This window comes from Phaeobacter sp. CAU 1743, assembly GCF_039839315.1.
Taxonomy (GTDB): Bacteria; Pseudomonadota; Alphaproteobacteria; order Rhodobacterales; family Rhodobacteraceae; genus Phycobacter; species Phycobacter gallaeciensis_A.
This window is the reverse complement of sequence record NZ_JBDOQR010000094.1, coordinates 1-13,075: the sequence shown is the minus strand read 5'-3', so window position 1 is coordinate 13,075 and position 13,075 is coordinate 1. Positions and strand designations below refer to the sequence as shown.

The following is a 13,075-nucleotide window of genomic DNA, read 5'->3' as shown; positions in this document are numbered from 1 at the left end:
AGCGGCGGCGCATGAGATGGTCACCGCGGGGCGCGCATCGGGTTGCCGTCACTCGGGCCGCTGTGCTTGACGGAAGGCTAGGCGTCTCAAAGCGGGCCGCTTAACCACCAAGTTTTGCCCACTCCCGGTTCATCATTCACCGTGCTCAAGCCGGGACAAGCTTTGCCGAAGCTTCGGTGTTTTCAAAGGTCTATCATTGCGATGCGGTCTGTGTTGAGGCGGGAGCGCTGATCCGGATCGACAAGGCTGCTGTCTTGGCCGCCTTTGCCGACCCGGCATTTGCCCGCGCCTATGGCCGTCAGGCCGCTCGACAGATACAGGCGCAGCGACAGATGCTGGAGATCGTCGGCATCCGGCGCGCAGAGGACCGGGTGATGGCGGGGTTGGTCGCGGGCCTGCTCGATGGCTCCGTGGTCGAGTTCGCCGCCCGGTTACAGCTGAGCCATGAGGCGGCCTACAGAACGCTGCGAAAGCTTGTGCATGACGGGCGGGTCATGAACCCGTCCCGCGGGACCTATCACCTGCGCCCATAAGCCGATCAGCTATGGCTCGCGAAGACCGAGGTCGCGCCGTCGGAGCCAACAAGCAAGGTGTCAAAAGCGTCACCGGCCCCGGGACCGCCCATGCCGGGCGAACTCATCGGCATACCGGGGACCGTCAACCCGCGCGCCACCGGTTGCTCTGCCAGCAGCCGCGTGATGTCCGCGGCAGGCACGTGGCCCTCGATAAAATAGTCACCTATGATCGCCGTGTGACATCCAGCAAGTTCTGGAGCGATTTGTAGCCGGTCTTTGAACGCATAAAGCGCATCCTGATCGACATCCTGCGCCTCGACTGTGAAGCCCGCTTGCCGGACATGATCGACCCAGGCCGTACAGCACCCGCAGGTGGGGGTTTTCAGGACTTTAATGACGGGTTCCGTGTTGGCCAGTGCTCGCAGGGGGAGTGTGGCAGCCGCTCCGGCCAGCAAAAATGTGCGTTTTTTCATCATGTGTTCCTTTTTGAAGTATCCGAGACCGTAGAACTGTGTTTTTGAGAGTCCAGAGGCTGTTCCTGCTCTGTCGGCGTGAGGGCGGATGTATCCAGGGCGTGCCCGCTTGCTGGCCCGCGAACGGGCTGGATCAACATCCTGTCGACCCAGAGGTCGCGCGTCGTGCGAAACTGCTCGATACCGATCGTCATTCCCTCGTGGCCCTTCGCGGGCTGGGCAACATAAGTACCCATGAGGTGGTCCCACCACGGCAGGTTGAAGCCGTAGTTTGAGTTGGTTTCGCGCGGATCGACAGAATGATGCACGCGGTGCATGTCGGGTGTGACGACGATCCATCTGAGCCACCGGTCGACTGGTCTCGGCAGGTTGATGTTGGCATGGTTGAAGAGTGCCGTGGCGTTGAGGATGATCTCGAACAACAAAACCGCGACGGCGGGCGGACCAAGCGCTGCGACCAAGGTTAGCTTGATCGCCATCGAGATGAGGATCTCAATCGGATGAAAGCGTAATCCAGTCGTTGCGTCGAATTCGAGGTCCGAATGATGCATACGGTGCAGCCGCCATAAAGCTGGAACGGCATGGAACATGACATGCTGCAGGTAAATGGCGAAATCGAGAAGCAGCATGGCGAGGATCACAACCAGCCAAAAAGGAACCTCGATAGTGTTGAACAGGCCCCAGCCCCGCTCCTCGGCCATGACCGCCAGACCAACGGCCAGGATTGGGAAAGACAACCGGAGGATCGCCGTATCGATCACGACAAGAGCCAGGTTGTTCGACCAACGGATGACACGCGGAATGTCACGCCGCCGACGCGGGGCGGCGACTTCCCAAAGCGCCATAGCGGCCAGCACACTCAAAAACGCCGTCAGACGAACTTCCGGCTCTGCGGCTAGTATCGTGTCCATCACAGTCTACGGCCCTTCTGTGTTAGGGCTTGGGTGCGGATGCGCATCTCGCACATCAGTCTTTTCTTGCGCAGCCTTTGCGGCCGCTATCTGGACTATATCAAGGTCCCGCGCGTGGCGCTCGTCGAGACACTCTGTTTCGAGCTGCAGCGTGACCATGTGAAACCCATACTGTTCCGTCAGCCGCCGATAGGCCCTGTTCAGCAAGTCCGCGGCCTCGGCGGGTGACTGATGGCGGATATGGGCGGAAAACGCGTGTTTGCCGCTGGTCAGCGTCCAAGCATGCACGTGGTGAACATCCAGAACCCCGTCCTGGCCGTTCAGATCCGCCATCACAGCGTCGAGATCCGTTCCCTCGGGCGTGCCTTCCATGAGAATGTGGACCGCTTCTTTGATTACGCCGACGGAGGCCCAGAGGAGAACCACCCCGAACGCCATGCCGAGGATCGGGTCGATCGCGAGAAAGCCGGTGAACTCGATCACGAGAGCGGTCACGATGATCAGGAGGCTGCCGACAAAGGTCTGGATGATGTGCCAGAGCGCGCCGCGGGCATTCAGATCGTCTTTGCTCGATTGCCACATCAGCCCCAGCGAGATGACCTCTGTGACCAGGCCACCGAAGGCGACCCAAAGCATTGGGCTTGTGGCCAGGGGGATCGGATTTCCGAGCCGAATCGCGCCCATCCAGATCACCAGAAGCGCCATGCCGAGAAGAAAGCCACCATTCACCAGCGCGCCGATGATCTCGGCGCGGTACCAGCCGAAACTGCGCGCCGAATCCGCCGGGCGGCGCGCAATCCGCTGCGCGATGATGGCCACGAGAACACCGCCAACCGCCGACAGGGTGTGAAACGCATCCGACAGGACGGCGATTGAGCCGGTCCAGAGCCCGACGGCCAGTTCGATCACGAAATAGACGCCGGTGAGCCAGGCAGAAATCACAAGGGCCTTGCCGGAACTCGGCATGTGTCCAGCGTGAGAATGATTGGCCATATCAGCTCTCCTCCCGTTGCGTACCGGTCTTTCGCGTCGCGGCAAAGAGAACCGACAGGCCCGTAAAGCCACCGAGCGCAAGCGCGGTCCATGTGGCAGTGCGGGCATCTCCGTTCATCGCCTGGCTGCCCATGTGAGCGAGCAAAAAACTCGCTGGAATAATCCCGGCCATCGTGGCCAGCGCGAACCTCCAAAGATGCAGTGTCCGTCGTCAGAGTTTTTGGGCCAGTTGGCGGCCTGATCTAAGAGAGGGTCTGGCACATCTGGTTGGTCTGATTATGCGGCGGATCTTCGGTGAAGCAAGCGCCGGGTTTCGATAGTCTTTCGTTTGATCCTTTCTCGCTGTTGCAGGATGGTCTGACCGCGCCCGAAGTAGACGTCGGCCGGGGTGAGGTTCTGCAGGCTCTCGTGATAGCGCCGATGGTTGTAATGCTCGACGAAGGCGTCGACCTTCTGCCTGAGATCGCCGGGCAGATAGTAGTTTTCCAGCAGGATGCGGTTCTTCAGGGTCTGATGCCAGCGCTCGATCTTGCCCTGGGTTTGCGGGTGGTACGGGGCGCCGCGGATGTGATCCATCTGCCGATCTTCCAGCCATTCGGCCAGTTCGCCCGAGATGTAACTCGCCCCATTGTCACTGAGCAGTCGCGGTTTGTGCAGCACCGTCGCCTGGTCACAGCCTGAGGCTTGTAGGGCCAGGTCCAGGGTGTCGGTCACATCGCCCGCTTTCATCGTCGTGCAGAGCTTCCAGGCGATGATGTAACGGCTGAAGTCGTCGAGGATCGTCGAGAGATAGAACCAGCCCCAGCCGATAACCTTGAGATAGGTGAAGTCGGTCTGCCACAGCTGGTTCGGCCGGGTCGTCTTGTCCCGGAACTCATCGGCCGCCGACAGAACCACATAGGCCGGGCTGGTGATCAGATCGCAGGATTTGAGGATGCGATACACAGAAGCCTCTGACACAAAATACTTTTCCGTGTCGGTGAAGCGTATGGCCAACTCGCGTGGGGACAGGTCACTTTCCTGCAAGGCTAAATCCTTGATCTTCTCGCGAACCGGCCCAGGAATGCGGTTCCAGACCCGCGACGGCCTGGGGCGGCGGTCTTCCAGCGCCTCGGGACCACCGGCCAGATACCGGTCATACCAGCGATAGAAAGTGGTCCTGGGGATGCCCAGCTTGTCCAGCGTGCGTTTGGTCGGCAAATGGGACTGTTCGACCAGCCGGATAATCTCCAGCTTCTCGGATGCGGGATACCTCATTCGTCGTCGCCCCCATCCCCGAGCATGCTTTTTTTGAGCAGCCGTAGCTCCAGCGCCTGTTCTGCCACGACCTCCTTCAGATCACGGGCCTCACGGCGCAGAACCTTGACCTCGCTCGACGTCGCCGCACGCGCTGTGTCCCCAGCCAGCCGCTTCTTCCCAGCTTCGAGGAACTCCTTCGACCAGCTGTAATAGAGGCTCTGGGCAATACCCTCACGTCGACACAGCTCGGCAATGCTGTCCTCGCCCTTCAGGCCGTCCAGAACGATCCTGATCTTCTCTTCCGCAGAATATTGCTTGCGCGTGACCCGGCGGATGTCTTTGATGATCTTCTCGCCGTGGCTCTGCTTGCTTCCGGGTTTCTGTCTCATCTTCACTCCTTGGTGGTTACGATGAGCCAGAAACCCTCTCTTATCAAATCACCCTAAACTGTCCCATTGGTGCTGACGTCAGACAGCTGACGCAGCATTGTTTTGCAGTTGCGGCACAAGATACGCAGCGTCGCTGCAAATGTCGGCAGACCGGTCATCCACAGGCATCGTTTTCGCCAGAACCGAGACCGCACTTTCGCCGCACGGTTTCCAGCCTCGAAAGCCCCGGACAGAGCTGAGCTTCGCGGCACAGTTTTCCGATGTCGGGCTGTCATCGTCAGATTCCAGCAGGCGCCATCAAAAACACCTGCCGTTGATGTTGAGTTGTTTTAGTTTTCTCCGTTCTGGGAAAGCCCTGGTCATGAACAGTCAAGCAGTGCCGACGGCCTCTTGGTTCGGCAGCATGTCATCGGGTCGTGTGGCGATATAGCTTTCCAGCAATGTGCGTGTCTCTGCCGAGGCCGGGTCATCAAACAGGTTTGCTTGCTCGCTCGGGTCGTTGACCAGATCATAAAGCTCACCTGCACCCGAATTCAGATCAATCGTCATCTTATGGGTCCGGGTGCGGGCGGTCCTGAGTTCCAGCGCCACGCCCACGCGCCCCGGACCCAGGCCCCATTCATTGAGGGCAAATTCGCGGGTGGCATCAGCGTCCTCAAAAAGCGGGCGCAGGCTGTTGCCGTGCTGGGTCTGAAGCGGGGCCGCCTCTCCGTAGTCATAGAAGGTCGGACCCAGATCAAGGGTCGAGACCGGTTGATCGACCGAGACTCCCTTGCGGACCCCCGGACCGCGCACGATCATCGGCACACGCAGCAGGCCCTCGTAGTGCATCGGTCCCTTGAGGATCAGTCCATGATCGCCCAGCCAATCGCCGTGATCGCTGATGTAGATCACGATGGTGTTCTCATCCAACCCGACCTGTTGCAAGGCGATCAGCATTCGGCCGACCTCGTGGTCGATATACGAAATCTGGCCATAGGTGTTGGCAATGATCTCGCGCAGTTGCTCGTCGGTTTGCGGCTGGATGCGGGAATACTGTTTGCGCACCTCGGCGTATTTCTTGTCTGCCGGTTCGCCCTCCATCGCGGCCTTGTGCCACCAGGGTTTGCCCTCGTAATTCCGTGTTCGATTTTCCGGCAGATCAACCTTGGCCGGGTCGTGCAGCCGCGACCATGGTTCCGGGCAATCAAAGGGATGGTGCGGATCGGGGAAGCTGACCCAGGTGCAAAATGGTTTTTCCTCGTCACGCCCGTGACCCAACCACTCGATGAACCGATCCGATGTCCAAGTGGTGTTGTGATACGCAGTGGGTAATTTGGAATGCCAGACCTGCGCGGCCCCCTTGGTGTCGCCCGCGTTTTCCCACATCAGCTTGGTGCGCTCATCACCGCGCCCATCCGCGTGGTAGAAACGTTCATAGTGTTGTCCCGCGGGCGGTTTTTCCGGGGCCCACCAGTTGTGGCCGACAAGCATCAATTCAAGGTGCTGGAAACCCATATAGGGCCCGTTCCACTCCTCGCCATATTGCGCGGACGAGCGCAGGCACTCGGGTGTGCCGGTGGGATCATAAGTGTGATAGGTCGAGAAATGCGCCTTGCCAAAAAAACTGGTCTCATAGCCCGCTGCTGCCATCGCTCCGGCCCAGCCTTTCTCACCTTTCTCGGGATTGAGATCGATGCCGTTGTCATGCACACCGTGGGTGCGACATAGCTGCCCGGTCAGGATCGACGCACGCGCCGGTTGGCATACGACTGACGGCGTAATGCAGGCGGTAAAGTGGGTGCCATCGGCAGCCAGTTGATCCAGATGCGGGGTTTTCACCTTGCGCCCCATGAAGCCGAAACAATCTGCGCGTTGCTGGTCAGCTGAAATCAGAAGGATATTGGGGCGGGTCATGTCTTGGCCTCTTTAGGTTTACGAAGGGATAGGACGATCACCATCACAGTAAGAATCATGAAGGCGATGGACACCGGACTGGCAAACAGGAACCAGGCATCGCCGCCGGTGGCGGCAAAGGCCTGACGGGCGCTCTCCTCGAGCTTGGCGCCAAGGATATAGGCAATGACAAACGGCAGCGGAGAAATCCCGAGACGGCGCATCAGGTAGCCGAGAACGCCGAAGCCGATGGTGAACCAGATCGCGGCCATGCGGGTTTCCTGCACATAGATCGAGGTCAGCGTCAGAAGCAGCACGACCGGCAAAAGGATGTGCTTCGGGATGTGGCTCATAAAGCCCATCGAGCGCATGAAGGCGCCGCCGATGGTCCAATTGAGCAGGTTGGCAATCATCATGCAGGTGAAAAAGCCAAAGGCGATCACCAGTTCAGGGTTCACCGCGTCCCCGGTGAAGCGGAACACCGATGGGCCGGGGTTGAAGCCGCCGATACTGTCTGCGGCCAAAATCAAGAACACCGCCGCCGCATTGCCCGGAATGCCAAGACTGAGCACCGGGATCAGGTTAGCACCGGACACGGACGAATTGGCGGCCTCTGTTGCGGCAATGCCCTCGGGAGCGCCATGGCCGAAGGCTGGCTTTCGACCCTTTCGCGCATGGGCGGCACGGCCCGTGGTATACCCCAGCGTGGCCGCAAGGGTCGAGCCGATACCGGGCAGCGCGCCAATGACGGTGCCGATCACAGCCGAGCGCGTGATATAAGGCAGCAGACGACGAATATCGGCCCAGTGCAGTTTCTGATCGCCCTTCTGTTCAATGACGGTAATCGCACCGGATTTGCGGCTTTCCTGCCAGAGCTCTTCGATGCTTTTGAAAACCTCACCCAGGATCAACACACCCAGAACCACGGCGGCGATGGGGAAGCCCTGCGCCAAGGTCTGACTGCCCATGCTAAGGCGCGGATAGAAGTCCTCGCCGGTGCCGACATAAGCCGCCATCAGGCCAAGGCCGAGAGAGATCAGCCCTTTTCCTACAGAGCCACCTATTACGGCGGCTATGAAGGCCAGCGACAGGATAAGCAGCGCGGTTTTCTCCGGCAGGTCGAGGTAACGCTCGACCACTACGGCTAGAAACGGCGCGCAGAGGATCAGAACGATGTCTGAGAACGTATCCCCCGATGCGGATGAGAAATGCGCCACTCGCAGCGCCTTGCGCGCCTGTCCCTGCTTGGTCATCGGGTAGCCATCAAGCGTGGTCATATAGGCATCGGGTGTACCGGGCGTGTTGAACAGGATCGCAGGCACTGCACCGCCAATGGTGGCCCCTTTCATGATGCCCAAAAGGAACCCCATAACCGGCAACAGTGCGTCGGGTGAGAAGCCGAAAATTGAAATCAGGATCGGCAGGGCCACGGCCATGGCCATCGGTCCGGCCAACCCCGGCGTGGCCCCCACGGCGATGCCCATGAGGAACCCCATCAGGATCATCAGAACGGTGATCGGAATGGCGATGCCAAGGATCGTAAAGGCCTCAGGCCCCTGAAAAACCGCCTGAATACCCAACCAGACATAGTCAAACCAGCCCATTACACATCCCCGTTTGGCGGTAAAAGCAGATCATCGAACGGCAGATCATAGACCACGATCAGCGCGATGGCGGCGGCCAGCCCAACCAGCACGGCGCGACGCGTGATCCTGCCTTCGACAAGGGAGATCAGCGCTGCGATCATGCCCGCACCGCCGAGCAGGAAGCCGATGTATTTCCAAGGAGCCGTGTCGCGCAGGGGGCGATAGCCTTCTTCTGTGAGCAGGCTCGCAAGCGCCGGGCAAAGCCAGCGCATGATCGCGAAGCTGACCCCGACCGTGAGCAGCAGCATGGTGAGAAACCATAGGTTCCTGCGGGTGATGCGCCGCGCATTCTCAGGGCTTTCAAATAGCGCGACCAGAACGCCGCCCAAACCGATGAAACCCGCGGCAATCGTCGGGGCCAGCGCGTCACCGATGGTCACTTGCCTGCGGACCTTCTCGATCATGCCGGTGGTGACATCGGCAGACACCCAGACTAGGGCGATCAAAAGGCCTGCGACTACGGCACAGAGCCCAAGAATCAGGTTTGCACGCTCAAGGGTCCGCATCGGGCACTCCACGCCGGTGGTGAAAAGAGAAGGGCCCCGCAGTGCGACGGCAGGGCCCGTTGAAGTTGGTTTATTCGGATGCGGCCTTAAGCAGGGCGCCAGCGGCCTCGAAATCGCTTTCGATCAGGGTTTGCGCATCGTCACCGGCAATCACCGCAGGACCGCCAAAGGCCTTGGTGATCATCCCGTTCGATTTCATGCCGTCGGTTGAAATCACTTCGACAATCGCGGCTGCCAGCGCGTCGCGCGCTTCGGCGGGCATGCCACCCGGACCGATGATCAGGAAATAGCCATCCGCGCTGAACTGCACCCCCAGATCGCCGAAGGTCGGCGCGTCGGGGGTCTGCTTCAGCGGCTCGGAAAGCGCCGAGGCAAGGTTGACCAGGTCTCCGGCGGCGACGCCCTTGCCCTGGATGCCGGCCATGAAGCCTAGGTCGAGGTCTCCGGCATTGACGCCGTTCATCACGCCCTTGCCGCCTTTGACGTTGACGATGTTGAACTCAACCCCCTGCGCCTTGCCCAACAAGTATGCCAGATCTGCCAACTTGGGGCTCATCGCGCCGAAACGGAGCGGGCCTTCTTTAGCGGCAGCGATCATGTCGTCAAAGCTTTTCCAGCCTTTGTCGGTTTTCGAAACCACGCCCATCTGGAACCCAGCGGTGGTGGTGATGGCGGTGTAGTCCGACGGCGTCACGCCTGCATCTGCGACCTTCATGTTATAGCCCATGGCCTCGGTCACAACCATGCCGATCACAGAGCCGTCGTTGGGTTGATCCTTGAGCGCCATGACAAGGTTCATGCCGCCTTTACCGGTGACTTGCTCGGGGATGAATTGCCAACCCATCTTAGCTTCCAGATCTTCCGCGATCAGGCGCGCCTGGGTATCGGCGCCGCCCCCGGCCTTGAAGGCGATCATAAGCTTAATCGGCCCCGGCGGGGTCCAGTCGGATGCGAATGCGCCAGTGGACATTGCGGCAAGGCTGGCGGCAGCTACAGCCGCCTTGAGAATACGTTTCATGGCTTCCTCCCTGGATTTACTCGCAGTCACGCACAATCATGTTGATCGGTCAACAATAAAGTTGACGAGACAACCATTTCGCGAGATGGTGAAAGAAAGGAGAAGCGCATGAATACCGCCCTCACAAGATCAGTCGAGGCAGACGCCCTGCAGGAAGATCTTCCGCTGCACCAATACCTGACCTTCCGCCTGTCGCGCGTGCAGGCGAAACTGAATGCACAGGGCGCGCGTGTGCTTATGGACGCAGCGGGTCTGACGCTGGCTCAGTGGCGGGTTGTCGCGCTTGTCGGGGCTGCCGGGAAGACCAGACTTTCAGATCTGGCGCGCATTACAGCGCTGGACAAGGGGTTGCTTAGCCGAAACGTAAAAACCCTCGCAAAACAAGGTCTTATTACTTCAACTCCCGATAGCTTCGACCACCGCGTACAGCACCTGACACTCAGCGAACAGGGACGCGAAATTTTCGACCGCGCCCTTCCGGTCACCCGCCGCCGCCAAGACCACCTGCGGGCCGGGTTGACACCGGAGGAAATCGACGCCTTCCGCAAAGTTCTCGACAAGCTCGAGATCGCCGCTGAGAAAACGGATTTTATGGAGTGACACCGGCATGAGCCAATCGAACCTTCTGATCATCATGTCCGACGAACATCAGGCCCGCGCCATGGGCTGTGCCGGGCATCCTTTTGTTCAGACGCCGAACCTTGATGCACTGGCGGCGCGCGGGGTTCGCTTCGCCGACGCCTACACGCCCAGCCCGATTTGCGTGCCCGCGCGGGCGGCCTTTGCCTCGGGGCGCTATGTCCATGAGAATCGGCTCTGGGACAACGCCATGCCCTACACGGGTGAGCCCAAGGGATGGGGTCATACATTGCAGGGCGCGCATATCCCGGTCGAAAGCATCGGCAAGCTGCATTACCGCTCTGACGAAGATCCCGCAGGCTTTGATACCGAGCATATCCCGATGCAGGTGGTGAATGGTGTCGGCATGGTCTGGGCCTCGATCCGCAAGGAAGACGAACGCGTCGGCCCGCCCGGAGGCGGCCGGATGCTGGGCGAATATATCGGCCCGGGTCAGTCGAAATACATCGAATACGATGCCGCCGTAACGGAACGCACCCGCCAGTGGTTTGCCGACCGCGCCGCCTCTGGCGACGACAGGCCCTGGTGTCTCTATGTTGGGCTTGTCGCTCCGCACTTCCCCTTGATCGTGCCGCAGGAATTTTATGATCTCTATCCGTTGAACAGCCTGCCGCCGGTGAAACTCCACCCGGAGGATGGCCACCCCCGGCACCCTTGGGTCGAGAAACAGAACGCCATGATGGACAGCGAAGCCCGCTTCGAGGACAACGAAGAGCGACTAAAGGCGATGGCCTCCTATTACGGGTTGTGCTCTTGGCTCGACCACAATGTCGGGCAAATCATGGCGTCGCTTGACGAAGTAGGATTTGGCGATAACACCACGGTGATCTACACCTCGGACCATGGCGACAATGTCGGCGCACGTGGCCTTTGGGGCAAATCGAACCTCTATCAAGAAAGTGTCGCCGTTCCAATGATCATGGCTGGGCCGGACGTCGCGCCAGGGACCTGCGACACGCCGGTGTCTTTGTTGGATATCTCGGCCACGGTGCCTGACCATTTCGGCCTTTCGTTTAACGGGGATGGCGCATCGCTCCATGCCATCGCGACCAGCGATGATGACCCAGGCCGCCCGATCCTGAGCGAATACCATGCCGCCGGAGCGGTGTCCGGTGCCTTCATGCTGCGCAAAGAGCGGTGGAAGCTGAACTACTATGTCGGCTTCCCGTCCGAGCTTTTCGATATGCGAGGTGATCCAGAAGAGCTGACCGATCTGGCGGGAGATCCTGCCTATGCCGCCAAACTGGCCGAGATGGAGGCGGCGCTGCGGGACATACTTGATCCCGAGGCCGTAGATGCGCAGGCATTCGCCGATCAGGCTGCGTTGATCGAACGTTTGGGCGGACGCGACGCCGCCCTGAAGCTTGGCGCACCCGGCGCAACCCCACCACCAGAGGCGAAGACATGAAGCTCACCATTCTTGGATCAGGTTCGCCCGAAGCCTACGCGCGCCGCGCCTCGTCAGGATACCTTCTTGAAGTCGGCGAGGATGTTATCTTGTTTGATTGCGGCGGCGGGGTGTTTGACAACTTGCTACGCTCCGGGCGCAAACCCTCCGACATTACGCATCTTTTTTTCACCCATTACCACAGCGATCACATGATGGATTATGCGAGACTGGCTCATGCGGCGTGGGATGAAGGCGCAGCCCCCTTGAAAGTGTTTGGCCCCAAGCCACTGACCGATATCACAGAGGCCTATTTCGGGCGCAACGGGGCCTTGAACAACGACCTGCGAGCCCGTACTGAACTGCCGCAAAGCCAACAGGTTTGGGTCGCCCGTGGCGGCACACTGCCACGGCCTTGGCCGGCACCGGAAGTTACCGAGATAGACCCGGGCTATACCTATGAGGGAAATGGCTGGCGCCTGTCATCAGCGCGCGCCAATCACGCGCAGCCGATTCTCGAATGCCTTGGCTTCGCGGTTGAGGCAGGTGGCAGGAAATTCGTCTATTCCGGCGATACGGGGATCAATCCGGATATTACGGAGCTTTGCCAAGATGCCGATTTCCTGCTGCACTGGTGCTATCGCGGATCTGCCGAGGTCCTGCATCCTGCCCTGATGCCGTTCAGCCCAGACCCGGGTGAAGTGGCCGACATGGCCGAAAAAGCGGGCGTCAAGCGGCTGTTTCTCAGCCATTTTAGGATCCACATGGACAACGAGGAAGAACATGCAAAGGCCCGCGCCAATCTGGCTGAACGATCCACTGGAGAGGCAGGTATCGTTGAAGATTTGCAAACCTTTGAGATTTGAAATGGGCTGAACCGGCCGACACCAAAAGCCTATTGGACAATACCCCGACATTTAGGCGAACCCGGAGTTTTTCCCGTACTCGTTGGCGGCGGGAGTCCCACAGCTTGATCCTTGAGCAATTCGGTGACCCTGCAAAAAGGTCGATTGACCTGTTTCCATCTGCATGGCTGACAGATTTCTTTGAACGCGCCGCTGGTCTTCCCCCACTGAAGTGGTCCTCCGCTATGTTTAGGAAAACGGAGGAAACACATGGCCAACAAGCGACCAAAGCCCGAGGAAATTGTCACGAAGTTGCGACAGGTTGAGGTTCTGACGGGGCAAGGAATGCCGCGTCTGGATGCGATCCGGCAGATTGGCGTGACTGAACAGACTTACTACCGCTGGAAGAAGAAGTACGGTGGAATGGGCACGGACCAATTGAAGGAACTGAAGCGGCTGCAGAAAGAGAATGAGCGGCTTCGCAATGCTGTTTCTGATCTGACCTTGGACAAGCTGATCCTGGCGGAAGCCGCGAAGGGAAACTTCTGAGCCCCGCTCGTCGCCGTGCTTGCATCGATCGCGTTCGTGCGGAACTGAATGTCTCGGAACGTCGCGCCTGCCGGGTACTGAGACAGCACC

General features: G+C 59.6%; 12 protein-coding genes and 2 pseudogenes. 5 read left to right on the top strand and 9 right to left on the bottom strand.

The window, feature by feature from the left end:
* Positions 1 to 176: 176 nt before the first annotated feature.
* Positions 177 to 533 (top strand): hypothetical protein, encoded by a 357-nt coding sequence (locus tag AAFO90_RS22410; protein WP_347510851.1) that lies wholly within the window; start codon positions 177 to 179, stop codon positions 531 to 533.
* 5 nt (positions 534 to 538) lie between these two features.
* On the opposite strand, the gene AAFO90_RS22405 is transcribed toward AAFO90_RS22410, so the two are convergent.
* The 9 genes and pseudogenes from AAFO90_RS22405 to AAFO90_RS22365 all read right to left on the bottom strand — a co-directional run bounded on the left by AAFO90_RS22405 (position 539) and on the right by AAFO90_RS22365 (position 9,565).
* Positions 539 to 991, bottom strand: a complete 453-nt coding sequence (locus tag AAFO90_RS22405) for a DUF411 domain-containing protein (RefSeq protein WP_347510850.1) — start codon at positions 989 to 991, stop codon at positions 539 to 541.
* Positions 988 to 1,899: a sterol desaturase family protein gene (locus tag AAFO90_RS22400; protein WP_347510849.1), complete on the bottom strand. Its 912-nt coding sequence runs from the start codon at positions 1,897 to 1,899 to the stop codon at positions 988 to 990. Before AAFO90_RS22400 ends, AAFO90_RS22405 begins: the two co-directional genes overlap by 4 nt.
* A gap of 6 nt (positions 1,900 to 1,905) precedes the next feature.
* On the bottom strand, positions 1,906 to 2,892 hold the full coding sequence (locus AAFO90_RS22395) for a cation diffusion facilitator family transporter (RefSeq protein WP_347510848.1): 987 nt from the start codon (positions 2,890 to 2,892) through the stop codon (positions 1,906 to 1,908).
* A gap of 1 nt (position 2,893) precedes the next feature.
* A pseudogene (locus tag AAFO90_RS22390) lies at positions 2,894 to 3,094 on the bottom strand (TVP38/TMEM64 family protein); the annotation flags it as partial.
* 74 nt (positions 3,095 to 3,168) lie between these two features.
* Positions 3,169 to 4,520, bottom strand: a protein-coding gene (locus tag AAFO90_RS22385; protein ID WP_154665125.1) for an IS3 family transposase whose coding sequence is annotated in 2 segments (ribosomal slippage) — positions 3,169 to 4,184 and positions 4,184 to 4,520 — 1,353 coding nt in all. Because the reading frame shifts where the segments join, the coding sequence is not laid out codon by codon here.
* Positions 4,521 to 4,889: 369 nt separating this feature from the next.
* Positions 4,890 to 6,416: a sulfatase-like hydrolase/transferase gene (locus AAFO90_RS22380; protein WP_347510847.1), complete on the bottom strand. Its 1,527-nt coding sequence runs from the start codon at positions 6,414 to 6,416 to the stop codon at positions 4,890 to 4,892.
* Positions 6,413 to 7,999 (bottom strand): tripartite tricarboxylate transporter permease, encoded by a 1,587-nt coding sequence (locus tag AAFO90_RS22375; protein WP_347510846.1) that lies wholly within the window; start codon positions 7,997 to 7,999, stop codon positions 6,413 to 6,415. The genes AAFO90_RS22380 and AAFO90_RS22375 overlap by 4 nt, the downstream gene beginning before the upstream one ends.
* Positions 7,999 to 8,547, bottom strand: a complete 549-nt coding sequence (locus tag AAFO90_RS22370) for a hypothetical protein (RefSeq protein WP_347510845.1) — start codon at positions 8,545 to 8,547, stop codon at positions 7,999 to 8,001. Before AAFO90_RS22370 ends, AAFO90_RS22375 begins: the two co-directional genes overlap by 1 nt.
* Positions 8,548 to 8,617: 70 nt before the next feature.
* A complete protein-coding gene (locus tag AAFO90_RS22365; RefSeq protein ID WP_347510844.1) occupies positions 8,618 to 9,565 on the bottom strand; it encodes a tripartite tricarboxylate transporter substrate-binding protein in 948 nt (315 codons plus the stop codon).
* A gap of 108 nt (positions 9,566 to 9,673) precedes the next feature.
* Between AAFO90_RS22365 and AAFO90_RS22360 the strand changes: the two genes are divergently transcribed.
* From AAFO90_RS22360 to AAFO90_RS22345, 4 genes and pseudogenes are all read left to right on the top strand, one after another.
* Positions 9,674 to 10,165, top strand: a complete 492-nt coding sequence (locus tag AAFO90_RS22360; protein WP_347510843.1) for a MarR family winged helix-turn-helix transcriptional regulator — start codon at positions 9,674 to 9,676, stop codon at positions 10,163 to 10,165.
* 7 nt (positions 10,166 to 10,172) lie between these two features.
* Positions 10,173 to 11,612, top strand: a complete 1,440-nt coding sequence (locus AAFO90_RS22355; protein ID WP_347510842.1) for a sulfatase-like hydrolase/transferase — start codon at positions 10,173 to 10,175, stop codon at positions 11,610 to 11,612.
* Positions 11,609 to 12,457 (top strand): MBL fold metallo-hydrolase, encoded by an 849-nt coding sequence (locus AAFO90_RS22350; RefSeq protein ID WP_347510841.1) that lies wholly within the window; start codon positions 11,609 to 11,611, stop codon positions 12,455 to 12,457. Before AAFO90_RS22355 ends, AAFO90_RS22350 begins: the two co-directional genes overlap by 4 nt.
* 249 nt (positions 12,458 to 12,706) lie before the next feature.
* Positions 12,707 to 13,075 (top strand): annotated as a pseudogene (locus AAFO90_RS22345) (transposase); the annotation flags it as partial.

Bases quoted from the DNA above. Each gene is read 5' to 3' on its own strand.
- AAFO90_RS22370 (WP_347510845.1), bottom strand. From the start codon at position 8,547: ATGCGGACCCTTGAGCGTGCAAACCTGATTCTTGGGCTCTGTGCCGTA.
- AAFO90_RS22365 (WP_347510844.1), bottom strand. From the start codon at position 9,565: ATGAAACGTATTCTCAAGGCGGCTGTAGCTGCCGCCAGCCTTGCCGCA.
- AAFO90_RS22400 (WP_347510849.1), bottom strand. From the start codon at position 1,899: ATGGACACGATACTAGCCGCAGAGCCGGAAGTTCGTCTGACGGCGTTT.
- AAFO90_RS22380 (WP_347510847.1), bottom strand. From the start codon at position 6,416: ATGACCCGCCCCAATATCCTTCTGATTTCAGCTGACCAGCAACGCGCA.
- AAFO90_RS22350 (WP_347510841.1), top strand. From the start codon at position 11,609: ATGAAGCTCACCATTCTTGGATCAGGTTCGCCCGAAGCCTACGCGCGC.
- AAFO90_RS22405 (WP_347510850.1), bottom strand. From the start codon at position 991: ATGATGAAAAAACGCACATTTTTGCTGGCCGGAGCGGCTGCCACACTC.
- AAFO90_RS22395 (WP_347510848.1), bottom strand. From the start codon at position 2,892: ATGGCCAATCATTCTCACGCTGGACACATGCCGAGTTCCGGCAAGGCC.
- AAFO90_RS22375 (WP_347510846.1), bottom strand. From the start codon at position 7,999: ATGGGCTGGTTTGACTATGTCTGGTTGGGTATTCAGGCGGTTTTTCAG.
- AAFO90_RS22355 (WP_347510842.1), top strand. From the start codon at position 10,173: ATGAGCCAATCGAACCTTCTGATCATCATGTCCGACGAACATCAGGCC.
- AAFO90_RS22360 (WP_347510843.1), top strand. From the start codon at position 9,674: ATGAATACCGCCCTCACAAGATCAGTCGAGGCAGACGCCCTGCAGGAA.